The organism is Streptomyces sp. NPDC050388 (assembly GCF_040655635.1).
GTDB lineage: Bacteria > Actinomycetota > Actinomycetes > Streptomycetales > Streptomycetaceae > Streptomyces.
This window is the reverse complement of record NZ_JBFAKH010000040.1, coordinates 18,758-42,939: the sequence shown is the minus strand read 5'-3', so window position 1 is coordinate 42,939 and position 24,182 is coordinate 18,758. Positions and strand designations below refer to the sequence as shown.

Genomic DNA, 24,182 nt, shown 5'->3' with positions numbered 1-24,182 from the left:
TCATGTCGGTGGCATATGCCACCGTCTTCGCGCAGTTACCCGGAGGTAGGTGCCGGATGTTCGTCGTTCGGAACAACTCCGTTGGTGCGCAGGTTACTTGAGGGTGCGCTCGGTGCCCGCCCGTCGCTCACTCACCTGTTCGACGGACGGCCGTCTGTCCGCACTCAGTACCGCAGCACGCCCGCGATCCGGTCCGTGTTGCCCAGTGTTCCGTCCGGGACGAAGCGGACCTCGGCTCCGGTCTCCAGGCACTGCTCGACGATCTCGTCCACGATGTCCTCGCGGGCGTCCAGGTCGCCGGTCCCGGCGAGGACCAGATGCTCACCCGTGTCGCGCACCGTCATCCGGAAGTTCTCCTCGACGGCCAGCAGCCGGACCCGGCCGTCCCGGGCGTTCTGCCACAGCTCGTCGACGCCGCCCGCGAACTCCTTGCGTCCGCGGGCCGTCTCCAGGGCCCGGACGACCTCCTCGGTGCTCTTGCGCGCTTCGCTCTCGAGCACCGGACGCAGGGCCTGCCACACCGCGTCGGGCGTGCCGTGCGCGAGCCCGCCGTGCTGGACGTGCACCGCCTCCCGGGCCACGCCGCCCACCTCGCCCAGCAGGGACAGTGCGGCCGGCTCGCCGGTGACGTACAGGGGCCGGGGGTGCTCGCGCAGCACCGCGCGCATCGCGGTGTCGGTCTCGCGCAGGAACCGGCGGGTGCCCTCGTCCCGGTAGGAGCTCGGCTGGTCGCCGACCTGCTCCAGGCGCTCGGGGTCGAAGTTCTCCATGCTCCGGACCAGCGGGAAGGCGCCGAGGTGCTCCTCGGTGACCCGGTCCACGCCGCCGCTCCACAGCGTGGCCCGGTCGGGGGAGAGCGACAGCGCCCAGAAGGGGCGCTCCGCCGTGTGGGCGGACACCAGGTTGCGGGTCAGGAAGGTGTCCGAGAGCACCACACGCTCCGGCACGGAACGAGCGAGTGACCACACCTGGTGCTCACCCGGAGCGGCGAAGATGGCCAGCCCGTCCTCGGCGTGCGCCAGATCGACCTCGGCCAGCGCCCGGTCGAGCTGCAGGGCGACCTCGCTGCGCCGGTCCCGGGTGACCGCGGGATCGGCCTCCAGCTGTTTCTTGGCCTCGGCCACCATGTTGCGCAGCCGCACCGGATCCTGGGCGTTGAGGGGCTCGCGCCGGTGTGTCGGTGTCAGCACCGACACCGCGGGGTAGGGGCGCGGGCGACGAAGCTCGGCAAGGGTCGCGGGACTCAGATCGTGCTCCATGAAAGCACCATAGAGCGGATTCACCGAGAGGGCATTTGGGGCGATCCCGCCGTCGTCGCCCCGCGAGCGGACTCACTCACGAAAGTCCTCCTCGGAGCCGCACGAGCTGCCGCTGGGGGGCAGGGAACCGTAGAGCAGGAAGTCGTCGACCTTGCGGTGCACGCAGTCGGACGATCCGTAGCCGGTGTGGCCCTCACCCCGGTTGTCCAGCACCACCGCCGAGGAGCCGAGCCGCTCGGCCGTCTCCACCGTCCACCGGTACGGCGTGGCCGGGTCGCCCCGCGTGCCGACCAGCAGCATCTTCGGCGTGTCGACGTTCTTGACCTCCTCGCGGATGTAGGCGGTCCCCTTGGGCCGGCCGTGGCACATCAGCACCTGGGCGAGCCGGTGGCGGCCGAAGACCGGTGAGGCCTTCTCGTAGGCGGCGCGCAGCCGGGAGAGGTCCCGGGTCACCTGCTCGGCGGCCGGACGGTCCGGGTCGTCCGCGCAGTTCACCGCCATCAGTGCGGCGGGGAGGTTGTCCAGGGGGACGTCCTCCTCGTCGACGAGCGGGTCGTTCTCCCGCTGTGGCGCGGGGAGCGTCACCCCGCCGGTGGCGAAGGCCTCCACCCCGCGCGTCTCCCCGTCCTCCAACAGCTGCGCGAGCGCCCGTTGCAGCAACGGCCACAGCTGCCTGCTGTAGAGGCCCTGCGCCATGGCGCCCGCGAGGTCCTGGCCGGTGAACTCGTGGCCGAGGTCCGTCGGTACCGGGTTCTCGTCGAGCGAGGCGACCAGCTTGACGGCCAACTCCCTTGCCCCGCGCGGGTCCTGGCCGAACGGACAAGCAAGGTCCTTTGTGCACCAGGTCAGGAAGTGCTCGAGTGCGAGCTGCTGCCCCCTGACGCTCGCCAGCCCTTGTTCGGCCAGTGGTTCGGTCAGGGTGTCCACCCCGTCCAGCACCAACCGGCCCACCCTCTCGGGGAACTGGGCGGCGTACACCGAGGCCAGCCGGGTTCCGTAGGAGAACCCCAGGTAGTTGAGCTTCTTGTTGCCGAGTACCTCGCGCAGCACGTCCAGGTCCCGCGCGACGTTCACGGTGCCGATGTGCGGGAACACCGGGCCCGAGTGCTCGGCGCACTCGGCGGCCACCTCGCGCAACCGGGTGAGTATTTCCCGCGGGTCGGACATGTTCTCGCCGCCGGTCGCCTCCAGCGCCTGCCCGGTGGCCTGGGTGCCGCAGCTGACCGGTGAGGAGCGGCCGACACCGCGAGGGTCGAAGGACACCACGTCGTACTCGTCGGTGAGCCCCATGAACTCCTTGCCGGCATGGGCGAGTCCGAGGACGCCCGAACCCCCCGGTCCGCCGAAGTTCAGCACCACCGAGCCGCGCGGGTCGCCGGTGCCCCGGTAGCGGGCGAGGGCCAGGTCGAGGGAGCCCTTGTCGGGCTCGGTGTAGTCGACGGGGACGGTGATCTTCCCGCACTGCAGGTCCTTGGGCATGTCCGTGCTCTTGCACGCCGACCACTTGATCTTCTGGTCGTAGAACCGGTCGAGGTCCCCGTCCGCGGCAACGGCGGCCGGGAGACCCGCGCTCAGCAGGGCCAGTCCGACTGCTCCGGTGACCACGCGGCGCCGGACCGGGGATCGCGTTGACAGCTTGGCCAGCATCGATGCCTCCAGGGACGCCCCAGAGCGGACCGGATCCGGCGCCCTCGATCACCATAAGGGGGCTGCGGAGGCCCTGCCTGTCGGCCGGACGGCCCTGTGCGGTGGCGGGCCCGGCGCTTTCGGGGTTCGTCACCACGGAGGCGGCGCTCCTCCTGGGCGGAGTCGCCCGGTACCGCCGCAGCCGCCGGTCCCCCTTCCCGGCTGAAGGCAGGGAAGGGGGACCGGGAAAGACAGGGTCCCGCCGCTCAGCCGCGGGCGCTGTGGAACCGCCTGTGCAACTCCCGCACCGCCTCCGCCAGTTCGGGAACCGGGCCGTCCACGGTCACGCCCGGTGCGATCTCGCTGACGGGTAGTGGCCGCACCGGTGGGGCGGGCACTGCCAGCTCGGCGAGCCAGGTCAGCAGCTGCGCCGAGGAGGCGACGTAGACGATCCGGCCGAGGCCCACCCAGGCGTGCGCCGCCGCACACATCGGACAGTGCTCGCCGGAGGTGTACACCGTGGCGGCGGCCCGCTCCTCGGGCGTCATGTGGGCGGCCGACCAGCGCGCCAGCTCGAACTCGGGGTGCCGGGTGCGGTCCCCGGCGGCCGTCCGGTTGCGGTCCTCGGCGAGCACCGACCCGTCGCCGGCCACCAGGACCGAACCGAACGGATCGTCCCCGGCGTCCAGCGCCTCGGTCGCCAGCTCGACGCAGCGACGCAGGTGGGGCAGTTCGGAATCCTCGACAGTCACGGGCGCCGCCCTTCTCACGACTACGGCTCGATCAACGGTCACGGCAACCCTAGGCTCACGCGATCACGGACGCGAAGCCGGTGTGCCGGCGCCCGGTAAACCCGTTGCCCGAACCTCGGACCAGTGCTGGAGTGAGCGGCATGGATCACGCCGCGGTACTCGCCCTGTTCGACCGTGACCTGCGCGAAGGAGCGCGGCCCGACGGCCCCGGAGCCCGCGTCGAGCGCACCGGCCACGTGGTGCGGCAGACCGCCCCGCGGCACGGCTGGAACGGCGTCGTCTGGTCCGCCCTGGACGGCACGGACGCGGACGCGGCGATCGCCGGACAGATCGCTCACTTCACCGGGCTGGGCCGTGAGTTCGAGTGGAAGCTGTACGGCCATGATCTGCCGGTGGACCTCGGGCGGCGGCTCGTGGCGTCCGGGTTCACGCCCGGACCGGAGGAGACGTTGATGGTCGGCGAGATCGGTGAGCTGCTCCTCGACACCCGGCAGGCTGCGCCGCCCGAGGGTGTCCGAGTCGTCCCCGTCACCGACCGGGCCGGTGTCGATCTCATGGCCGAGGTGCACGAGAAGGCCTTCCACACCGACGCGTCCTGGCTGCGCGACCAATTGCTCGCCCGGCTCGCCGCCGGACCCGACACCGTTGTCGCAGTGGTGGCCCTGGCCGGCCGGGAGCCGGTGAGCGCGGCCCGGATGGAAATCGTGCCGGGCACCCGGTTCGCCGGGCTCTGGGGCGGCGGCACCGTCGAGGCGTGGCGGGGCAGGGGCGTCTACCGCGCGCTGGTGGCCCACCGGGCCCGCGTCGCCGCCGAGCGCGGCTGCCGTTACCTCCAGGTCGACGCGTCCGGGCAGAGCCGTCCGATCCTCGAGCGCCTGGGCTTCGTCCCGTTCGGCACGACGACACCGTACGTGTACGTCCCGTAGGGTCGCCCGGTTCCCGGGTTCTCCCTGCGGCCCCGGCCCGGGGTCTGCGCCGGAAGGACGGACGGGTCCGGCGGGCCGCACCCCCGCGGTGCTTCCCACCGGACTCGTCCTGCGCCCGTACGCCGTCCCGGACCGCCGCACCGCCCAGTCAGCGCGGGGCTTTCGCACGGTCCAGCGCGGCCACCCCGAGTGCGGCGAGGCCGATCTGGATGAGCCACTCGATCCAGTCGACGCCCTTGGTGTCGGCCACCCCGATCGCCGCGGCGATCGCCGAGCCGATCAGCGCGGCGACGATGCCGACGAGGATCGTCCACAGCACCCCGATGCGCTGACGCCCGGGGACCACGAGCCGGCCCAGGACGCCGATGACTATGCCGATGACGATGGCACTGATGATGCCGCCGATCTCCATTTCGCCCCTCCTTCTCAGAACCCCCGCTGAAGGACTTGTGCCCGCGCTCGGCGGCGGCAGTCACCCGCGCCGGGGACGGCCGGTACGGACAGGGCGGGACCCGGCCTGCGGGGGACGCGGACCGGGCCCCGCCCTCGCGGTTCCCTTTCCGGCCGCGATCAGGTCCTGGAGGTGGTCCTGGCCGCCGTGGCGACGCACATGACGCCGAGCAGCAGGGTCAGCGCGCCGATGACGACGTTGTTCCAGATGACGCCGGCGTCCGGACCGGTGCCGACGATCCACGGCGAGATGATCATCCACACGCCGAGGGCGCACATGGCTCCGCTGAGGCCGTACATGCGCGCCGGAGCAGCGGCGAACCCGAGGCCGAGCAGGCTGATCGCGATGCCGACGATCAGGTTGTGGGGCACGAGCGCGGGCTGGCTCGTCGTGTAGTGGAGTATCCAGGGGGACACCGCGCAGTAGAGGCCGAGCAGGAACACCGGTCCGTCGACCAGCACCACATCACGACCGCCGAGCACGCGGTCGTACCGTGCCCGCATTTCTGGAGCATCGGGATGGCTGGTGATGTCACCGCGGGGATGCGAGACGTTGGCCATGAGTCGCCTCCTTCGACTGGCGGGCCTGACCGCTGTGGGTGATGTGCGGCAAGCTTCGCTTGAGGTCATTCTGCCCTTATTCATCCTTTATGTGTAGAGGTCGGGGAGGGGTGGCCGCCCGCTCTGTCCCCTCCCCCTCCGCACCGCGGGCCCGGCGCCGATGCCGCCGCCCAGTCGCCGGGCCCGGCGCACGAAGGCGTCGTGCAGGGCACGGGCCGCCAGCGGTGCAGCCTCCGACCTGCGCCTTCGCAGCATGGGCAGCACCCGCCCCCGGTCGTCCGCCAGCGGCCGGCACACGATCGTGCCCTGCCGCTCCAGCGGGTCCCCGACGACACTGAACTCCGGCAGCACCGTCACGCCGAGCCCTTCGGCGACCGTCAGCTCGCCCAGCTCCGCGCCGTCGGTGGAGTACGCGAACGCCGGTGAGCGGCCCTCCAGTAGCCGGTGCACACAGCGGTGCATCACACAGCCCGAGCGCATCGCGATCAAGGGCTCGGCGAGCAACTCGTCCCTCGACACCTCCGCCCGCAGGCACACCACGGGCCGGCCGTGCAGCAGCTCAGTGGACTCGAACCCGGCCGGCATGTCGTCGCCCTCCAGGTGGTTCACCAGCCCCAGATCGAAACCGCCCTCCAGCAGTGCCCGGTGGATGTCCGACTGCTGTGCGCCGACCGCCTCGACCTGGGTGAGCGGATGCTCGGTCCAAAACTCCCGCACGACCGGCATCAGCAGGGGCACGGTGGCCGCGTTGACCGTGCCGACGCGCACCATCCGCCGGATGCGGTGCTGCTCGCCGCTGCCGCGCGCAGCCGGTCCACCGCGTCCTGGCCGTCGACTGCGCCCTGCGGCCGGTCCTGAGCTCCATGGGAGCGGCCCACATCGTGCAGGACTGGTTCACCCTCGACAAGGACATCACCGTGCACGACGGCTCGCCGGTCGTCGCCCAGGGCGCCGCCGAGGCCCTCGCCCAGGTGGTCGACCAGAGTTCTCGGCGGCCCTGCGCCCCGCCGCCCCGGCGACGCTGCCCTATCTGAGCCAGATCGCCCGTGCCGCGGAGCAGCTCGGCTTCGTGGGTGCCCTGCCCCCCACCGGCGCCTGGTGCGAGGACGCCTGGCTGACCACCACCATGATCAGCCGGCACATCGAGCGACTGAAGTTCCCGGTCGCTTTCCGGCTCGGGTTCCTCTCACCCATGCTCGCCGCGCAGACGGCGTCCACCTTCCAGCGGCAGACCGGTGGACGGCTCCTGCTCAACGTCGTCACCGGCGGTGAGAGCCACGAGCAGCGCGCCTACGGCGACTTCCTGGACAAGGGCGCCCGTTACCGCCGTACCGGCGAATTCCTGTGGATCGTAAGGGACTTGTGGGGCGGTGAGACCGTCAGCCTGGACGGGGAGCACCTGAGTTGGCAGGACGCGCCCCTGGCCTGGCCAGGGTGCCCGACCTGGTGCCCGAGGTGCATTTCGGCGGCTCCTCGCCCGCCGCTGTCGAGGTGGCCGCCCGGTATGCCGACGTCCATCTCACCTGGGGCGAACCGCCCGCACAGGTCGGCGAGAAGGTCGGCCGGTTGCGGTCGGCCGCCGCCCGCGAGGGCCGCACCCTGCGGTTCGGCGTCCGGTTGCACGTCATCACCCGGGACACCGCCGAACAGGCTTGGTCCGAGGGGTTCCGGCTGCTCGACGGATTCGACCAGGAGACCGTGCGCTCCGTCCAGGCGGGGCTCGCCCGAAGCGAGTCCGAGGGACAGCGGCGCATGCTCGCCCTGCACGACGGCAGCCGGGACGGGCTGGAGATCCACCCCGATCTCTGGGAGGGTATCGGCCTGGTGCGCGGCGGCGCGGGTACCGCTCTGGTCGGCAGCCACGACGAGGCCGTCGAGCGGATCAGGGAGTATCACGCCCTGGGCGTGGAGGAGTTCATCCTCTCCGGTTATCCGCACCTGGAGGAGGCGTGCTGACTCGGCGAGGGCGTTCTGCCACGCCTCGCCGCACAGGGGCTGTGGCGGCACCCCTGCGAGGAGGGCGTGGAGCCCGCAGTCCCCGCCCAAGTGCCGTTCGTGCGTTAGGAGTCGACGCGTGGGGCGGGCGTGACGAGGACCGGGGGCCTTCCTGGACGGGGGCGAGGGGGCTGACTGACCTGCAGCCTTGACTGGTACAGACCAATGCGGTTGAGTGGGTCCGACACCCCCCACCACGGCCGCCCCCCACACCGTGGCCGGCTCCGCCGGCGCGCGTGCGGCGACAGTTTGCTCAGGCATGTCCCCGCCCGGGAGCGGCCGTGTCCCGCAGAGGAGTTGATCCCTTGTCGAGACGCCGCATGTCCGCCGTGCTGGCCGCAGTCGTCATCGCCGGCAGCGCACCGGTGCTGCTCCCCGCTGCGACCGCTTCCGCCGCTCCCGCGTCGGCCGCCGCCGCGTGCTCCAGCTATCCGAACTGGGTGGCCGGGCAGTGGTACAACGCCGGTGACATCGTCCGCTACACCGACGGCCGCGCCTACATCGCCGAGCACGCCAATCCGGGCTACGACCCGATCATCAGTACCTGGTACTGGGAGCCGTACTCCTGTGACAACGGCCCCGGAACACCGGTCGGGAACTTCGTCGTGACCGAGGCGCAGTTCAACCAGATGTTCCCGAACCGGAACTCTTTCTACACCTACAGCGGGCTGAAGGCGGCCCTGAGCGCCTACCCCGGCTTCGCCAACACGGGCAGTGACACGGTGAAGAAGCAGGAGGCCGCCGCCTTCCTGGCCAACGTCAGCCACGAGACCGGCGGTCTGGTGCACGTGGTCGAGCAGAACACGGCCAACTACTCGCACTACTGCGACTGGGGGCAGCCGTACGGCTGCCCGGCCGGTCAGTCCGGTTACTACGGGCGCGGGCCGATCCAGCTGAGCTGGAACTTCAACTACAAGGCCGCGGGCGACGCGCTCGGCATCGATCTGCTGAACAACCCCTGGCTGGTGCAGAACGACGCGTCCGTCGCCTGGAAGACGGCCCTGTGGTACTGGAACACCCAGTCCGGTCCCGGCAGCATGACGGGGCACAACGCCATGGTCAACCAGGCCGGTTTCGGCCAGACGATCCGCAGCATCAACGGCTCCCTGGAGTGCGACGGCCGCAACCCGGCGCAGGTGCAGAGCAGGGTGACCACGTATCAGCAGTTCACCCAGATTCTCGGGACGTCACCCGGCGGCAACCTGTACTGCTGACGCGGGAGCGCGGGGCATGGTGTCATGCTCCTGACCATCCGTGACCTGGCCGCGTGCCCTCGCGCACGCGGCCATCCTTCGGACGAAGGGCACCCACCATGCGCACCCCCCACGCCCTGCTCGCCCCGGCCGTCACGACCACCGCGCTGGTCGCGGCGGTCGTGGCGCCGACGCCCGCGGCGGGGGCCGAAGCGGTCCCGCCGCCCGGCACCACCCACTACGTGCAGAGCGCCGCCACCGGACTCAACGCGGCGGACAGCGCCGGAGCGGTCGAGCAGCACCGGCCGCGCGGCAACGAGGACCGCCAGCAGTGGACGCTGCGGGTGAACGGCGCCTCGTACCTCCTGGAGAACACCGACACCCCCGGCAGCTGCCTCGGCCGTGCCGGCGACCTGGCCAGGACCGTTCCCTGTGCGAGCGCGGACGCCGTCTGGGAGATCACCCCCGTCGGCGCCGACCGGTACACCCTCGGGGTCCCCGGCACCGACCGTCGCCTCACCGTCACCCCCAGACCCGCGGGGGCCGACCACCCCGCCCGACTCGCCGTCGCCGGCGGCTCCGGGGACCTCGCCCACTGGTATCTCACCCCGGTCACTCCCGCCACCCGGCCCATGCCGCCCCAGGACACCCGCACCCTGGACCAGGTCACCTTCCTCACCTCGCACAACGCGTACGCCAACGGGGTCGACGGCGGCTTCGCCCCGCCGTTCGTCAACCTCTTCCCCAACCAGACGCGCGGCATCGAACGCCAACTCGCCGACGGTGTACGCGGATTCATGCTGGACATCCACCAGACCCCGGACGGCGCGATCCTCTGCCACAACAGTTGCACCCTGGTCAGCAGGCCCGTCGCGCTGTGGGTGGACCTCCAGCGCATGGTGGACTTCCTCAAGGCCCACCCCGACCAGGTCGTCACCGTGTTCCTCGAGGACTACGTCGACCCGGGCGTACTGCGCGCCGAACTCGCCCGCGTCACCGGCCTGTCGGACGTCCTCCACCGGCCGGACCGCGCCGGGGTGCGCGAGCACGGCTGGCCGACGATGGCGGAGCTGACCGCCACCGGGAAGCGGCTGCTGATCTTCAGCGACCACAGCCGCTCCGCCGACCAGTCCGCGGGGCTGACCCGGGACAGCTTCGGTGTCATGTACCAGCGGGAGTGGACCGTCGAGAACCACTGGTCCATGGGCTCCGGAGTCGGCACCTCCGACTGGTCCTGCTACAGCCGCTGGCACGACGCCGGCAACGACATCCCGCTCACCCGCACCGAGCCGGGCTTCCGACCCCTCTTCGTCATGAACCACTTCCGGGACACCCCGATCGCGAACACGGCCGGCACGGACAACGCCAAACTCGCCGACCGTGCCGGCCGGTTCTGCCAGCCCGCCGCCCGCAAGAAGCCCAACTTCCTCGCCGTGGACCGCTACGACCTCGGCAACCCGGCAGCGGCCGTCGCGGCCCTCAACACGTACACGTATCCGTAGCCCCGTGCGGGACGGGGAGGGGGATCGCCGAGGTAAGCCCCAAAGGGGCCACGGGATGATCTTGAAGTTCTGACGGCTTGCCACGGGGTCTCGGTCCCGAGGGTGCTGACGCGGTTCTCGTACTCGTGGCGGGCCTTGCGCTGGGTCGGGATTGCCGAGGGGCGTCGAGCGGCTGGCAGCGGCCGAGGAGTCGGCGGTGGACCGAGGACACCGCGGGGACGCGGAGTGTGTAGCCCTGGCCGCGCCGTACGGTCACGCCCTGGTCGAGCGCGGCCCGCTCGGCGGGCTCCAGTCCGGCCGCGCGCAGGAAGTCGGCGACCTTGCCCGGCATGTCGAGGGTGACCGCGGTCTCCGGTGCTGGGGTGTCCTGGTGATCGTCGGTGTGCTCGGGCATGAGGTCGGCGACGGCGGTGCGGACGGCGCCGCGGCTGACGTGGTGGTCGCGGGCCAGGCCGGCGATGGACTGGCCGCCCAGGTATCCGGCGCGCACGGCGGCGGCCTTCGCGCCCGTGACGGCCGGGCGGCGTCCGCCCTTGCTGCCCTTGGCCTCGGCGGCCCGCAGTCCGTCGTAGGTCAGCTCGCGTTGGAGTTCGCCGCCCGCGGACACGCCGACACGATCGCGGCACGCGGCATCGTCCACCGCCTCGCCGACCAGCTGCCCCACCGGCTCCACTCCGTCCCGCTGCGGCCGAGAGTCTACGACCACTTCACCATCGTGCACCGCCGCCACACCACCCTCAGCCGGGCCACCCGCACTCTTCATCGGCCTCGCCACCACCCGCCTCCGGCAGGCGAGGCCTTAGGCAGGCAGGCCGAACCCTGAGGCGCCCCTGACACACCTTCACTCGGACAAGCCGGAGAACCAGATTGCGGATCCGCTTCCTTCTGCACCTTGGAGGAATGAGATTGCTCAGACCGGGAAGGAGCTGCGGTCGGGCACATTTCCGCCAGGTCGCCATCCACCCTTTCTGATGCGTTGCCGATGTGAAGTTCAAAGGGTGAAGACATGTAGGGCGACGATCTTCGCGGCCGGCTCGGCAGACGACCTCGTTGCACCCGACGAGGTGGCAAAGCTGCAGTTCATCCGCCGATAGTGGGGCTTGATGTCGACCTGTAGCCGCACGGCCGGACCGGCTGTCGCAGCCCGCACGTCCGACGGGCTGAAGCTGTCGATTGCGGCAGCAAATTAGCGCAATTGAGCCAGTCCTGCTACGGTCGAAAGAAAGCCGACTCTTTGGACCGGTCGATACGTGCGGATTCTGGCGACCGGATGGCTCCTTCCTGCCCGTGGGGGCGGGTGCGGGGCCGCATGGCGAAAATAAAGGGACATACGTGACGAACAGAAAAAGAGTAGCGATTATCGGTGCCGGCCCCTCGGGCATGGCTCAGCTGCGGGCCTTTGAGACCGCAGCGCGCGCGGGGGCAGACATCCCCGAGATTGTCTGTTTTGAGAAACAGGCTGACTGGGGTGGCCAGTGGAACTTCACCTGGCGCACCGGACTCGACGAGTACGGCGAGCCCGTGCACTCGAGCATGTACCGCAATCTGTGGTCGAATGCGCCGAAGGAAGCGCTGGAGTTCGCTGATTACACCTTCGACGAGCACTTCGGTCGCGCCGTCTCCTCATACCCGCCGCGCCCGGTTCTGTGGGACTACATCGCCGCCCGGCTGAAGAAGACGAACGTGCGCGATTTCATCCGTTTCCAGACCATCGTGCGCTGGACGGAATACGACGCCGAGCGTGAGGTCTTCACGCTCACGGTCGAGAATCTCCCCACCGGAGAAACGACGACCGAGGAGTTCGACCATGTGGTCGTCGCCAGCGGCCACTTCGCTTTCCCCAACGTGCCGCACTTCCCTGGCATCGAGACCTTCCCCGGGTACATCGCCCACGCGCACGACTTCCGCGGTGCGGAAGCCTTCAGGGGGCAGGACGTCCTCGTCGTCGGCTCCAGCTACTCGGCCGAGGACATCGGCAGCCAGGCGTTCAAGATGGGCGCACGCTCGGTGACGGCGAGCTATCGTTCCGCGCCGATGGGCTACGACTGGCCCGAGGGCTTCGAGGAACGCCCCGTCATCAAGCGCATCGAGGGCAACACGGTCCACTTCGCCGACGACACCTCGAAGCACATCGACGCCGTCATCCTGTGCACCGGCTACCTGCACAAGTACCCGTTCCTGCCCGACGAGCTCGCGCTGGCCTCCCCGAACAACGTGTACCCGGACGGCCTTTACCGCGGTGTCGTGTGGCAGGACAACCCGCGTCTGGCCTACCTCGGTGCGCAGGACCAGTGGTTCACCTTCAACATGTTCGACGCGCAGGCCTGGTACGTACGCGACCTCATCCTGGGCCGCGCCGAGCTGCCGTCGGAGACCGAACGCTCCGCGTCCATCGCCGAGTGGCGGGAACGTTTCGAGAAGCTTTCCTCGGACGCCGAAGAGGTCCGCTTCCAAGCCGACTACGTGCGCGATCTGCTGCGGCAGACGGACTACCCCGAGTTCGACCTCGACCGGGTCGTCGAGATCTTCCTCGGGTGGAAGCGCGACAAGAAGGCCGACATCATGGGCTACCGTGACCGTGCCTACCGCTCGGTCATGACGGGAACCCTGGCCGCCGAGCACCACACACCGTGGCTCGAGGAACTCGACGACTCGATCGAGCGCTACCTCGCCGAAGCCCCCGCCAAGACCCCGCAGAACACTGAGCGCAGCCTGGCGGCGTAACTCCCCGAGGTCGGGGACGGACCCCACTACGGTTCAGGGGCCCAGCAGTTCTCACTGCGGGCCCCTGACCCGTATCCATGGGGTGGGCACAACTGGGTGACGTCGGTTGCCGGTTGCCGGGATCAGGAGGAGTGCGCCGTGGGCCATGGGAGCGTGCCGTGGGCCGTGCCGGATGGCTTGTGTGTGAGGGGTGGGGATCGAGCCGCAGCCCTGCGAAGACCTTTCCGCAATCGCCTCGGCGCCGGCGCGGCCGCTCAAGAACCCTGGCCTCCGTGATCCGCGCAGAACGCAACGACCACTCCCGGTATGTCGTGGAACAGACCTTCGCCCTGCTCCACCAGTTCAAGCGCCTCGCGGTCCGCTGGGAGCGCCGTACCGAACTCCACGGTGTCTTTGTCTCCCTAGCCTGCAGCCCGATCTGCTGGAGACGCCTCAAGAAGACCCGACCATGATCGTGTCACGAGCTCTATGCCGAGGAACGCACTCTCCTCAAGTGGCAGTGGCAACCGGTGAATTGGCACTGGACCAACAGCACGGCTCCCCTGCACCGCCTCTGATCGCGTAACGCGGCCGAGCTCGCCTCGTGAGACGGGCGTCCTTGCCCGTGTTGCCCTGGCCACGTCATGGAGGTCTCACACAGCTTCTTCAGCCGAGCCACTTGCCTTACGTGCCTGGCAAGACGAGACGCATCATGACCTGCGCAAATCCCTTTCCACCCCTGGTGTCCTGCGCCGGAGATCCGTCGGCAGAAATGGGCGAGGGACTCAAGGATCTCCTCGACGGTCTTGGTCCAGACGAATGGCCTGGGGTCTGCGTTCCACTCCTTGACCCGGGCGCGGATGTCGGCCTCGAGGGCCTGGACGCTTTTGTGTGCGCCGCGGCGGATCTTCTGGTCGGCCAGGAACCCGAACCACCGCTCGACCTGGTTGATCCACGAGGGACCGGTCGGAATGAAGTGCATGTGAAAGCGGGGGTGTTCGGCCAGCCACGTCCTGATCGCGGGTGTCTTGTGGGTGCCGTAGTTGTCGCAGATCAGGTGGATCTGCAGGTGCGCGGGCACCTCCTTGTCGATCCGGATCAAAAACTTCTTGAACTCCGCCGCCCGGTGCCGGCGGTGCAGGGCGCTGATGACCTCGCCGGTGGCGACGTCGAACGCGGCGAACAGCGTGGTCAGGCCGTTGCGGACGTAGTCGTGGGTGCGCCGCTCGGGCATGCCCGGCATCATCGGCAGCACCGGCTGGGACCGGTCCAGGGCTTGGATCTGAGACTTCTCGTCCACCGAGAGGACCACCGCGCCCTCGGGCGGGTTGAAGTACAGCCCGACGACGTCGTAGACCTTCTCCACGAACAACGGGTCCGTGGACAGCTTGAAGGTGTCCGTCAGGTGCGGCTTGAGCTGGAACCTCCGCCAGATCCGGCCGACGGTGGACCTGGACAGGCCGCTGTGCTCGGCCATCGACCTCCGCGACCAGTGCGTGGCGTTCTTCGGGATCTCCTCCAGCGTGGCGACCACGACCGCTTCCACCCGGTCCACGCCGATGGTGGGCGGCCGGCCCGGCCGGGGCTCGTCGGTCAGGCCGTCCAGCCGCTCGGCCAGGAACCGCCGCCGCCACTTGCGGACCGTGTCCGCGGAGATCCGCAGGTTGCGGGCCACCTGGACGATGGGCGGGATGTCAGGACCGGCACAGGCCAGCACGGTCCGCGCCCGTAACGCCAGTGCCTGGGCGGAGTTCGCCCGCCGGGTCCAGCGCTCCAGCACGGCACGCTCGTCGTCCAGCAGCAGCGGTTCCAGCTTCGGACCACGACGCGGCACCGGCACCCCGGCAGAAGAACTCATACACGATCCAACGACGGACTACCGGCGCAGGACACCAGTGCTGTGACCAGGAAGGTTCGCCGGGGCAGCTCGATCAGTCCGATCGTGCTGCTTCCCACCTCCATGAGGTTCGGCGAGTGAGGCCGTCGAGGTCCCCGCGGCCGGTGCACCAGAGGAGTACCTGGGTGGGATCTCCGGGCGGGGCGGCGGGGAAGAGCCGGTTGAGTACTGCTGAGCTCAGCGGTGCTGGTGGTAGCCAGTCCACGGACAAGCCCTGTGTGATGTCGTGGGTGTGCAGGAGGGTTTCGGCGACGCCCATCGCGGCGAACCCGTCGGGGTCGCACGGACCCCAGTGCCAAGCACGCAAGGTCGGGCCGGCCGTGGCCAGGGCGCTGCTGAGCAGCCCGCCGCAGGCGGTGACGGCCTGGAGCACCTCAGCCGGTGAGGCGGTGGAACGGATGTTCAGGTCGAAGGGAAGGTAGGCGTCGGCGGGCTGTGCTGCCAGCTGCCCCGCGTAGGCCAGCAGGTCATGGCCGATGTGCGCTGCTGTTTGCCGGCAGGTCCATTCGAGCGGCCCCGCCGGCACCGTCCAGTCCTCGGCGGTATGGGGGCTGAGCACCCGCAGCATCTCTGCCACGGCGGCGTCGACGTCCTGATGGTCCATGCGGAGCTCCTTGCGGTTCGTGCTGTGCGACGGGGCTGTGCCGGTAGTCGTTCATTCACGCTGCCAGGTACCTGGCACGTCCGCCCCAGCGGATGCCCTATTTTCTTGATCGTGGTTCGAACTGGTCACTCGTAAGATCAGCGGGACCCAGGGGCTCTGGGTATGGCTGTCAGCGGTTCGCCATGAGATGGCTGGAAAGGCTTGGCCGCCCGGAGCCCCGCGACGACTCGACCGCCAATTGGGAGATGCGACTCGATCGCTGTGCAGGGCAACGTCGGCGAGGTCGTCTGCTGGGCTGCAGGAGCGTGACGAGCTGGCGGAGGTGCCCGTGCCCCGGATATGGGCCGGAGTGGACATCGGCAAGGAACACCACCGCTGCGTGGTGATCAACGCGGACGGCGAACGGCTGCTGTCCCGCCGAGTCCTGAACGACGAGACAGCCTTGCTGGAACTGATCGGGGACGTCCTGGCCCTCGACACCGACGTGCTGTGGGCCGTTGATCTCAACCACGGCGGAGCCGCCTTGCTGATCGGACTGCTGATCAGCCACGACCAGCCGATGATCTATATCACCGGCCTGACCGTGCATCGTGCCTCGGCCTCCTACCGGGGCGAGGGAAAGGCGGACGCCAAGGACGCCTTCGTCATCGCCGACCAAGCCTTTCTCACTGCGAAGGCGGCCCGCTGCCGCGTTGGCAGTGCTTCGATGCTGTGAAACGCTGACTTCAGGGCGCATATGTCCGGTATCTCCATATCGATCTCGAACGGGTGAGACCGGCCGCCTCCCGGGAGCCCCCCGGCTCCAGGCTCCCGTTCGGGAGTGAGGAGCAGCCATGACGACGACCGAGCACGCTCACGACCGCGGCGGGCACAGTGACCCCACCTTGTACCGCACTCCGGCGGACGCCGTCGCCGCACCCCCGGAGAAGCTCGCCTATGTCGTCGGTTTCGACCCGGCCGCACAACGCGCGGACGCGTTGTTCACCGTCGGCACCGACCCCGAATCCCCCGCATACGGCCGCGTGACCTCCCACGTCGAGCTGCCCGACCTGGGCAACGAACTGCATCACTTCGGCTGGAACGCCTGCTCGAGCGCGCTGGCGCATGCCGGTCATCATCACGCTGCGCGGCGCTACCTCATCGTCCCCGGACTGCGCTCCTCCCGGCTGCACGTCCTCGACACCGGCCCCGATCCCGCCCGTCCGCGCCTGGTCAAGGTGGTCGAGCCCGAGGAACTGGCCGCCAAGGCCGGATACTCGCGCCCGCACACACTCCACTGCGGCCCCGACGGAATGTTCCTGTCCTGCCTGGGCGGCGCGGACGGGGCGGACGGGCCCGGCGGCGTCGCGCTGCTGGACCACGAAAGCTTCGAGGTGCTGCGCGCCTGGGAGAGCGACCGCGGACCGCAGCGGCTCGCCTACGACCTCTGGTGGCACCTGCGCCAGAACATCGCCGTGACCAGCGAGTGGGGGACCCCCTCGATGATCGAGGACGGCCTCGTCCCCGAACTGCTGCTGGATCGCCGCTACGGCCACTCACTGCACTTCTGGGAGCTGGACTCCGGCCGGCACCTGCAGCGCGTCGATCTGGGGGACGAGAACCAGATGGTGCTGGAACTGCGCCCCGCGCACGACCCCGAGGCCACGTGGGGGTTCACCAACACCGTGGTCAATGTGGAGGACCTGTCGGCGTCGGTGTGGTTGTGGAGCCGGGAGGGCGAGGACTTCGCCGTCCGCAAGGTGATCACCGTCCCGGCCGAGCCCGCGCAGACGGAGGACCTGCCCCCGGCGCTGCAGCCGTTCGGCGCCGTGCCCCCATTGATCACCGACATCGACCTGTCCGTGGACGACCAGTGGCTGTACGTATCCGCATGGGGAACCGGCGACCTGCTCCAGTACGACGTGAGCGACCCGCTCCACCCCAGGCAGACCGCGTCCGTGCGTCTTGGCGGCATCGTCGGCCGACAGCCGCACCCCGCCGAACCGGATACTCCGCTGACGGGCGGAGCGCAGATGGTCGAGCTCAGCCGCGACGGGCGGCGCGTGTACCTGACGAACTCCCTGTACGCCGCCTGGGACGCACAGCTCTATCCCGCGGGCATCGACCCGTGGATGGTCAAACTCGACGCCGACACCGCGCACGGCGGGCTCTCCGTCGACAACCGCTTCTTCCCGCACGGCCCGGACTTCCTCGGCCTGCGCGTGCACCAGATACGCCTGCAGGGCGGCGACGCCTCCTCGGATTCGTACTGCTACCGCCGCTGACGGAGCCGGTTCACCCGGGCGCTGCGCACATAAGCCCGCCACCCTCGTACGAAGGGGGCATGCTCTCCGTGCTCTACGCAGCAGGCGCGCACACCGACGACGGAACCGGGTGGCAGCTGCCCTCCACCGGAATGCTGGTGGCCGTGGTCCTGGTGACCGTGGCCACTGCAGTGGGCGCCTGGCTGGCGCGGCGTGGATTCGGCCGGCCGGCGCTTCTGCTGGCCGCCGCGTCAGGGATTTTGCTGATCATTGCGGTCCTCGATCTTCTGCCCGACGCGTGGGACGAGGCCCATGAGGCCGGCGTGCCGCAGTGGACGGTGCTGCTCACCGCGCTCGCCTCGTACGGGGTGACGGGCGCCGTGGTCCGTATGGGCTGCCCGTGCGAGCCGGGTCGTGCGGGCGGCATCGGCGCGGCATCGGGGCTCGCTCTGCACCGCTTCCTGGAGGGGGCGACCCTGGCGCTGACCGCCTCAGTCGCCGTGGTGGCGGCGCTCCTGGTGCACGCGGCCGGCGAGGGCTTGGCGCTGGCCGCTCTGCTGGGGGCGCAACCGAGGCGGCGCGTGGCCCCATGGATCGGTCTGGCCTGCTTGAGTCCGGTCGCGGGAGCCTTTGTGACGAGCGCTTTGCCGATTCCGGACGGCCTCATGCCGCTGCTGCTCGCCTTCGTTGGCGGCGTGCTCGCGCAGGCGGCGCGGGTGGCGCTCAGAATCGCCCATCAGCAGCGGCCCGCGGACCGGCGAGTCCTCGGGGTCCCGGCTGTGATGGTGATGCCTCTCGCGGCCGTCCTCACCGCGCTCGTCGTCCTGGTCGGGGCAGTCAACCGCTGAACGCGACCGGTTTCACGAGGGCGATGAAGGTCGCGGGAACCGGCGGGCGCGGTCGTACGACTCTCTGGGTGTTGTCAAGTTGTCTAGGAGCAGGATGGCTGATGGGGCATCAGGTCGAGGTGAGGGGAGGTGGCGGGCTCTGGACCAGGCCGTGGCGGGCATGGCGGTGGTCCCGGTGATCTGGTTCCAGGTGGTGAAGCGGTGCCGCATCTCGGCGCGGTAGTCGGGTGCGGCCATCAGGTGGCGCCGGGGCCGGAAGTGCGGTGAGATCTGACTGAACGCGGACAGGAACTTTTGGGTTGCGCCGGCCGAGCGGAAGCCCTTCATGGCGCGTTCACGCTGCCTCGTCGGCTGATGACTGTTCTCGGCCCGGTTGTTCAGGCCCTGGTGCGAGCGGTGCTCGACCGACGACATCAGCTCGCGGTGCGCGACGCCGTAACACCGAGAGGCTGTCCGACATCGGGGCTTCGGCCTCGGTCGGCTCGATCGCGGACGGCTGTGACAACACGATGGCCGAGGCCTTGAACGGCACCTTCAAGGCCGAGCTGACCGAGATGCAGGGCCCCTGGAAGGACTGCGGCCAGGTCGAGCGGGCGATCTTCCAGTGGGTCACGTGGTACAACGAGGAACGGCTCCACTCCGCCCTCGGCTACGTACCGCCCGCCGAGTACGAACGCGACTGGTGGCGACAGCGGGAAGCCTCCCCGCACTCCGCCTGAAACAAGATCGCCGGACTCTACGAAACTCGGGGCAGCTCACTCCCACGGAACCGCCACCCCCTATGCCCGACCAGTCAAAACGCCGTCCTCAGGCCTGGAAAGACAACAGCTTCTCAGCCTCAACCAACGGCTGGACCCGACATGTGTCGGCGTACAGTCTTGTCTCCCCAGCCCGGTACGCAGAAAAGTACCCACCTCGACGGTCGCCACAGAGACTCAGCCGCCGATGGCCAGCGAGGAACGGGACACAAGGGGCGGTCCAGAGTGGGGTGAAGCCACATCGCGCAGCGACGCCTGAAGAGCGCCCTTGACGGGCCGTCGTGTCCCGCGCCCTGATGACCTGTCCCAGCGAAGCTGAGACAGCCTCAGTCATTGCGAGGCAGATGATTGCGCGTTTCTGACAATCTCGAACGTCTGGTGCTGTGTCTCGGTCATCGCCGTTCACGCCCAGCGGCGGCTCGCCCGTCCGCTGGTCACCAGCCTCGGCCGGCCCCGGGAGAAACCGGCCCCGCCGCAAAAGCTCATCCCCGCCAGAATCCGCCGAGGGTTCCGAAACCCGCCACCCCGGCCCCGCTGCGGGGTCCGGGGCCGGGCCCGACTTTGCGTCAACCCCAGGGGGTGTCGGCCGACTCCTCGATCGTGGTGTACAGCCGGCTGAAGAAGTCGGTCGCGGCCATCATCAGGATGATGGCCGCCCGTTGCTCCGGGGCGAAGGGGCCGTGACCTCGGCCGGAGCGGGGCGGCCTGCTGGCTTCGGCCACCTCCGCCCCCTTCGCCCTGGTCACCGGCGGCCTGTCCGCCGTTCTGGCGATCGCCGTCGTGGCCGCGACCAACACCCCTCTCCGCGCCTACCGCACGCCGCATCCCACACCGCCCGCCGCCCCCGAGCCGGCTGCCCCCGGGCCCGCCGACGCGGTCTCGTTCAGGTCGAAGTCCTCGGCTACCTGACTTATCGAGCGGTCACCTCGCCGGCACCGCTCGACGATCTTGGCCTTGGACTCCGGCGTGAACGAACGGGGAGCACGACGAGACTTCTTCCCCATGCTTTCCCTGATGGACATCCTCCTTCCGGAGGCTCAGTCCCCTGATCTCGGATGTCCGTCAAGGCGGATCAAGCCCAACCGGCACCACCGCCCCGACGGGGGACTCGGACGGTCCCGGGGCGGGCTGACCTGCACCATCCACTCCGCCGGCGAGGGCGGCTGCCGCCCCCCGGCCCTGCTGGTCACACCGGGCCGGCGGGGCGACGCACCACAGATGATCGCGGTCCTGGGACGGCTCCGGGTTCCCCGCCCGTTGGGCGGACGGCCCCGGACCCGGCCCGGCTACGTCGGCGGCGACCAGGCCGACAGCTCCCGCCTCAACCGCCACCTGCGCAGACGCCGCATCAGGCACACGGTTCCCGGGCCGAGGGAGCAGCGGGTCGGCGTCGGCGCCGAGGCAGCGCGGGCGGCCGGCCCGCCGGGTCCGACCGCGAGCGCCACCGGCGCCGCCACGAGGTCGAGCGGGCCGTCAGCCGGTTCAAGACCCCCCGTGCGGTCGCGACCCGTTACGACGAACGGGCCCGTGTCTTCCACGGCACGGTCGCCGCGGCAGCGATCCGCTCATGGCTCCGCCCATGATCCGCCGGACAGTGCCGGGGAATCTCCGCCCCGAGGGGAAGGGAGCGGCATTCCACCCTGAGCGGAGGGGCGGAACGCCGAGCCTCTGCGGGACCCTCGAAAAGTCGGGGGGAGTGTTCGGGAACGGGCTGGGTACCAGCACCTCCGAAGGACCGACGCACATCCGCCCGTGCACGTTCGTGGGGAGAGGTAGAGGTATGGAGACCGCCGTGATCCGGCCGCAGGCACAGGTCGTCGAGAAGAACGCCGAGGCCGGGACGGGTGACGGGAGTCTGCCGGGGGTGGTGGATCCCCGAGCCGTCGCTCCGCGCGACGCCAAGGAACTGTCCCGGCAGTTCTTCCGTCGTCTGGCGGAGCTGGAGGAGGGCACACACGAATACCAGTACGCGCGCAACACTCTGATCGAGATGAACATGTCGCTGGTGCGGTTCGCGGCCGGACGGTTCCGCGGCCGTGGCGACGACATGGAGGACATCGTCCAGACCGGCATGATCGGTCTGATCAAGGCGATCGACCGGTTCGAGCTGTCGCGCGAGGTCGAGTTCACCTCCTTCGCGCTGCCGTACATCGTCGGGGAGATCAAGCGCTTCTTCCGTGACACCACGTGGGCGGTGCATGTGCCGCGGCGGCTCCAGGAGCTGCGGGTGGAACTGGCCAAGGCCCGCGAGGAGCTCTCCAGCCGGCTGGACCGCGATCCCACGGTCGCCGAGCTCGCCACACTGATGAACATCACCGAGGAGCAGGTCAACGAGGGGCAGCTCGCCGCGAACGGCTACAACTCCTCGTCGCTGGACGCCGCCCTCACCGGTGACGGCCCGGAGAACGGCGAGGCCGTCCTCGCCGACTTCATCGGTATGGAGGAGGAGGGACTGCGGCTCGTCGAGGACTTCCACTCACTCGCGCCGCTCATGGCCGAGCTGAGCGACCGCGACCGGGAGATCATCCGCATGCGGTTCGTGGAGGAGGCCACCCAGGCGGAGATCGGCGAGCGGCTCGGGTGCTCGCAGATGCACGTCTCCCGGCTGATCAAGCGGATCATCGGCCGTCTGCGAAAGGGCATGCTGGGCGAGCTGGGCTGCGCCTGACGCCCCGGGGGACGGACACCGTACGCGGCTGCCGGCCCACCTGTGAGGGTGGGCCGGCAGCCGCGTACCCGGTTCGTCGTTTCCCGGTGGATCCGGTGGGTGCGGGATCGTCCGAAGACGCTCTCGGGGAGTGGAAGTGGAAGTGGGAGTGGAGTGGAGCGCTTGTCGGGCAGGCGTTCTCGGCCGACGCCGGCCGGCGTCTCAGCCGGCGTCGAGGCTCAGCACCGCGCCGACACGTTTGCCGACCGGTACCCGCTCCACGAAGAGGTCCCGCGCCAGGGCCCGGACTATCTCCAGTCCGTGGCAGCCGATGCGCTGGGGATCGCGGGGGAAGACCCGGGGCAGGGTGCCGCTGCTGTCGTACACGGCGACCGTGATCGCTTCGTCCGTTCCCTCCAGCTCCAGGATGTACGGGCCGCCGCTGTGCCGGTCGGCGTTGGTGACGAGTTCGCTCACCACCAGGAGTGCCGCGCCGTCGGTCCGCCGGCCGATCGTGGCGCACCACTCGGTCCTCAGCTGTTCCAGGAAGCGCGCGGCGAAGTCGCGCGCCTCGGCGATGCATCCCGGCTCGCCGGTGAAGTGTGCCGTCCGCCGCAGCGGTTCCACGGGCACGTCGAAACCAATCGGTATCACTGCCCCGTCCAGGTGATCGGTCATGCGTTTCTCTCTGGGAAGCCGGACTGGCCGGACGATCTGCACCGGTGCACCTACCCCGGGTCGGGCGGCACAGTCCCCCGATCGGTGTTCGTCATGCCACACGGCGGGCACCCGGACAAGCGAGGGGGGCGGGGCCGCCTCCGGTGGGAAGGGCGAGCCATGAACGAACTGTTGGCGGTGCGGTGCCTGCGGACGCTGCCCGTGGTGACGCTGGGCGGCGATGCGGTGGCCCACGTCAAGGACACCGTCCTCGACGCCGCGGCCGGGCGCGTCACCGGCTTCACGCTCACCGGCCGCACTCTGCTGTCGGGCCCCCTGCCCCGCGACCTGCCCTGCTCGGCGGTGCACTCCCTCGGCCGGCACGCGGTCATGGTCCGCGACGAGGGGGCGTTGTGCGACGTGCCCCTGTCGGTGGCCCGCCGCGACGCCCTGCACGGGCGGCTGCTCAGTGCGCAGGTCCTCACCGACGAGGGCGACGCGGTCGGCACGGTGCTCGACGTCCTGGTCGAGGGCGGCACCAGTGGCCGGATCGTCGCCTTCCGGCTCGCCGCGCACCGGGAGTCGGTGCCGGGCTCGAGACACCGCCGGCACCGGGTGTACGTGCCGTGGGGCGAGGCGGTGTCCGTCTCCGGCCGGTCGCTGGTCATCCCCGTGCACGCCACCGCCTGCGTCACCGACGACCTGTCGGACTTCGTGGCGCGGGTCGGCACGTTCCACGCCCGGCGGACGGGCGCGCTGCCGTGATGCTGTTCTCCCGGGTGCGAGGGCTGCCGGTGCTGACCCCGGGTGACGGGGACCGGCTCGGCGTCGTGCGGGCGCTGACGGTCGACGCGGTGTCCGGCACGGTCACCCACGTGCGGATACGGAGCGGGCGCCTGCGCAGGGAGACCGCGCTGGCCTGGGACGACGTGGACGCCACCGGTCCGGACACGCTGATCGCCCTCCCGTCCTCCTCCGCCTCGGCCGAGCCCCCACCGCATCACGATCTGCTCGGCAGCAGGGTCCTCACCGAGGAGGGCGAGGAACGCGGCACCGTGCTCGACGCGGCCTTCGATCCGCTCACCGCCCGCATCGAGGCGGTCCTCACCACGCGCGGCGAACTCCCGGCCGACCACTTCCTGGGGCTGGGCGACTACGCCTTGGTGATCCGCGCTCGGGGTACGGGGTTCGGAACACCGGCACCTCACGACTGACCAGGCGACCGGCTGGGCGACGCCGCTCGCGACGTCGGCAGCGGCAGCGGCGGTGGTGGGGGCGGCCCGGAGAGCGGTGGCCGGGAGGAGTCCGACAACGGCCCGGAAGAAGGACCGGCGGGCCGGCCGGAGGGCGGTGGGCCGGCGCCCACGAGCCCCTCTTCCCGCCCGGCTGGTCCGCGACAGTCACACGTCGCACCGGCATCAGGCCTTTGTCGACTTTTTCCGCGGGTTCCTGCGGACACACACCACCGCTTCCGTCACTCGTTCGTTGTGTGCTCCGGTGACGCACCGATTGCAAGCCGACGCGGACGGACCTTTCGACAGGCGCCCGGTGCAAAAGCCCG

General features: G+C 70.1%; 19 protein-coding genes and 8 pseudogenes. 16 read left to right on the top strand and 11 right to left on the bottom strand.

Features of this window, described 5'->3' with window-relative positions:
* Nucleotides 1-164: 164 nt before the first annotated feature.
* The 3 genes from AB0I73_RS23065 to AB0I73_RS23055 all read right to left on the bottom strand — a co-directional run bounded on the left by AB0I73_RS23065 (nt 165) and on the right by AB0I73_RS23055 (nt 3,637).
* On the bottom strand, nt 165-1,259 hold the full coding sequence (locus AB0I73_RS23065; protein ID WP_363040172.1) for a chemotaxis protein: 1,095 nt from the start codon (nt 1,257-1,259) through the stop codon (nt 165-167).
* A gap of 72 nt (nt 1,260-1,331) precedes the next feature.
* Complete coding sequence (locus AB0I73_RS23060; protein WP_363040170.1) at nt 1,332-2,906, bottom strand: alpha/beta hydrolase; 1,575 nt, start codon at nt 2,904-2,906, stop codon at nt 1,332-1,334.
* A gap of 245 nt (nt 2,907-3,151) precedes the next feature.
* Nucleotides 3,152-3,637 (bottom strand): nucleoside deaminase, encoded by a 486-nt coding sequence (locus AB0I73_RS23055; RefSeq protein ID WP_363040168.1) that lies wholly within the window; start codon nt 3,635-3,637, stop codon nt 3,152-3,154.
* A gap of 140 nt (nt 3,638-3,777) precedes the next feature.
* Between AB0I73_RS23055 and AB0I73_RS23050 the strand changes: the two genes are divergently transcribed.
* Nucleotides 3,778-4,563: a GNAT family N-acetyltransferase gene (locus AB0I73_RS23050; RefSeq protein WP_363040166.1), complete on the top strand. Its 786-nt coding sequence runs from the start codon at nt 3,778-3,780 to the stop codon at nt 4,561-4,563.
* A 148-nt stretch (nt 4,564-4,711) separates the two neighbouring features.
* Here the strand turns inward: AB0I73_RS23050 and AB0I73_RS23045 are convergent, their stop codons facing one another.
* From AB0I73_RS23045 to AB0I73_RS23035, 3 genes and pseudogenes are all read right to left on the bottom strand, one after another.
* Nucleotides 4,712-4,975, bottom strand: coding sequence for a hypothetical protein (locus AB0I73_RS23045; RefSeq protein ID WP_109380912.1), 264 nt, complete (start codon nt 4,973-4,975; stop codon nt 4,712-4,714).
* 158 nt (nt 4,976-5,133) lie between these two features.
* Nucleotides 5,134-5,574 (bottom strand): SPW repeat protein, encoded by a 441-nt coding sequence (locus tag AB0I73_RS23040; protein ID WP_363040164.1) that lies wholly within the window; start codon nt 5,572-5,574, stop codon nt 5,134-5,136.
* 87 nt (nt 5,575-5,661) lie between these two features.
* Nucleotides 5,662-6,398 (bottom strand): annotated as a pseudogene (locus AB0I73_RS23035) (LysR family transcriptional regulator substrate-binding protein); the annotation flags it as partial.
* Between AB0I73_RS23035 and AB0I73_RS23030 the strand changes: the two are divergent.
* From AB0I73_RS23030 to AB0I73_RS23000, 7 genes and pseudogenes are all read left to right on the top strand, one after another.
* Nucleotides 6,396-6,608 (top strand): annotated as a pseudogene (locus AB0I73_RS23030) (hypothetical protein); the annotation flags it as partial. The pseudogenes AB0I73_RS23035 and AB0I73_RS23030 overlap by 3 nt on opposite strands.
* A pseudogene (locus AB0I73_RS23025) lies at nt 6,587-7,638 on the top strand (LLM class flavin-dependent oxidoreductase); the annotation flags it as partial. The pseudogenes AB0I73_RS23030 and AB0I73_RS23025, both read left to right, overlap by 22 nt.
* Before the next feature lie 236 nt (nt 7,639-7,874).
* Nucleotides 7,875-8,783, top strand: coding sequence for a glycoside hydrolase family 19 protein (locus AB0I73_RS23020; protein ID WP_363040162.1), 909 nt, complete (start codon nt 7,875-7,877; stop codon nt 8,781-8,783).
* Nucleotides 8,784-8,881: 98 nt separating this feature from the next.
* On the top strand, nt 8,882-10,264 hold the full coding sequence (locus tag AB0I73_RS23015; RefSeq protein WP_363040160.1) for a PI-PLC domain-containing protein: 1,383 nt from the start codon (nt 8,882-8,884) through the stop codon (nt 10,262-10,264).
* Between the two features lie 196 nt (nt 10,265-10,460).
* On the top strand, nt 10,461-11,087 hold the full coding sequence (locus AB0I73_RS23010) for a hypothetical protein (RefSeq protein WP_363040158.1): 627 nt from the start codon (nt 10,461-10,463) through the stop codon (nt 11,085-11,087).
* A 464-nt stretch (nt 11,088-11,551) separates the two neighbouring features.
* Nucleotides 11,552-12,988, top strand: coding sequence for an NAD(P)/FAD-dependent oxidoreductase (locus AB0I73_RS23005; protein WP_363040156.1), 1,437 nt, complete (start codon nt 11,552-11,554; stop codon nt 12,986-12,988).
* Between the two features lie 302 nt (nt 12,989-13,290).
* Nucleotides 13,291-13,440, top strand: a pseudogene (locus AB0I73_RS23000) (IS5/IS1182 family transposase); the annotation flags it as partial.
* A gap of 293 nt (nt 13,441-13,733) precedes the next feature.
* Here AB0I73_RS23000 and AB0I73_RS22995 read toward each other — a convergent pair.
* Together AB0I73_RS22995 and AB0I73_RS22990 are read right to left on the bottom strand one after the other, a co-directional pair.
* Nucleotides 13,734-14,825: pseudogene (locus tag AB0I73_RS22995) on the bottom strand (IS630 family transposase); the annotation flags it as partial.
* A 73-nt stretch (nt 14,826-14,898) separates the two neighbouring features.
* Complete coding sequence (locus tag AB0I73_RS22990) at nt 14,899-15,468, bottom strand: maleylpyruvate isomerase N-terminal domain-containing protein (protein ID WP_363040154.1); 570 nt, start codon at nt 15,466-15,468, stop codon at nt 14,899-14,901.
* A gap of 322 nt (nt 15,469-15,790) precedes the next feature.
* Between AB0I73_RS22990 and AB0I73_RS22985 the strand changes: the two are divergent.
* The 3 genes and pseudogenes from AB0I73_RS22985 to AB0I73_RS22975 form a co-directional block, all read left to right on the top strand.
* A pseudogene (locus tag AB0I73_RS22985) lies at nt 15,791-16,129 on the top strand (IS110 family transposase); the annotation flags it as partial.
* Nucleotides 16,130-16,301: 172 nt separating this feature from the next.
* Nucleotides 16,302-17,732 carry a selenium-binding protein SBP56-related protein gene (locus AB0I73_RS22980; RefSeq protein ID WP_363040152.1) on the top strand — a complete coding sequence of 477 codons (1,431 nt, stop codon included), beginning with the start codon at nt 16,302-16,304 and terminating at the stop codon, nt 17,730-17,732.
* A 59-nt stretch (nt 17,733-17,791) separates the two neighbouring features.
* Nucleotides 17,792-18,559 (top strand): hypothetical protein, encoded by a 768-nt coding sequence (locus tag AB0I73_RS22975; RefSeq protein WP_363040150.1) that lies wholly within the window; start codon nt 17,792-17,794, stop codon nt 18,557-18,559.
* Between the two features lie 207 nt (nt 18,560-18,766).
* Here the strand turns inward: AB0I73_RS22975 and AB0I73_RS22970 are convergent.
* Nucleotides 18,767-19,003: pseudogene (locus tag AB0I73_RS22970) on the bottom strand (DDE-type integrase/transposase/recombinase); the annotation flags it as partial.
* A gap of 65 nt (nt 19,004-19,068) precedes the next feature.
* Here AB0I73_RS22970 and AB0I73_RS22965 point away from each other — a divergent pair.
* Nucleotides 19,069-19,278 (top strand): integrase core domain-containing protein, encoded by a 210-nt coding sequence (locus AB0I73_RS22965; RefSeq protein WP_363040148.1) that lies wholly within the window; start codon nt 19,069-19,071, stop codon nt 19,276-19,278.
* Between the two features lie 605 nt (nt 19,279-19,883).
* Here the strand turns inward: AB0I73_RS22965 and AB0I73_RS22960 are convergent.
* Nucleotides 19,884-20,039: a hypothetical protein gene (locus AB0I73_RS22960; protein ID WP_363040146.1), complete on the bottom strand. Its 156-nt coding sequence runs from the start codon at nt 20,037-20,039 to the stop codon at nt 19,884-19,886.
* A gap of 337 nt (nt 20,040-20,376) precedes the next feature.
* Between AB0I73_RS22960 and AB0I73_RS22955 the strand changes: the two are divergent.
* Both AB0I73_RS22955 and AB0I73_RS22950 read left to right on the top strand, forming a co-directional pair.
* Nucleotides 20,377-20,900, top strand: a pseudogene (locus AB0I73_RS22955) (transposase); the annotation flags it as partial.
* 197 nt (nt 20,901-21,097) lie between these two features.
* On the top strand, nt 21,098-21,985 hold the full coding sequence (locus AB0I73_RS22950; protein WP_363040144.1) for an RNA polymerase sigma factor SigF: 888 nt from the start codon (nt 21,098-21,100) through the stop codon (nt 21,983-21,985).
* 201 nt (nt 21,986-22,186) lie between these two features.
* Here the strand turns inward: AB0I73_RS22950 and AB0I73_RS22945 are convergent, their stop codons facing one another.
* Nucleotides 22,187-22,642 (bottom strand): ATP-binding protein, encoded by a 456-nt coding sequence (locus AB0I73_RS22945; protein ID WP_109380923.1) that lies wholly within the window; start codon nt 22,640-22,642, stop codon nt 22,187-22,189.
* Nucleotides 22,643-22,801: 159 nt separating this feature from the next.
* On the opposite strand from AB0I73_RS22945, the gene AB0I73_RS22940 reads away from it, so the two are divergent.
* Together AB0I73_RS22940 and AB0I73_RS22935 are read left to right on the top strand one after the other, a co-directional pair.
* A complete protein-coding gene (locus tag AB0I73_RS22940; protein ID WP_363040142.1) occupies nt 22,802-23,386 on the top strand; it encodes a PRC-barrel domain-containing protein in 585 nt (194 codons plus the stop codon).
* Complete coding sequence (locus tag AB0I73_RS22935) at nt 23,383-23,835, top strand: PRC-barrel domain-containing protein (protein ID WP_363040140.1); 453 nt, start codon at nt 23,383-23,385, stop codon at nt 23,833-23,835. Before AB0I73_RS22940 ends, AB0I73_RS22935 begins: the two co-directional genes overlap by 4 nt.
* The last annotated feature ends 347 nt before the right edge of the window (nt 23,836-24,182 follow it).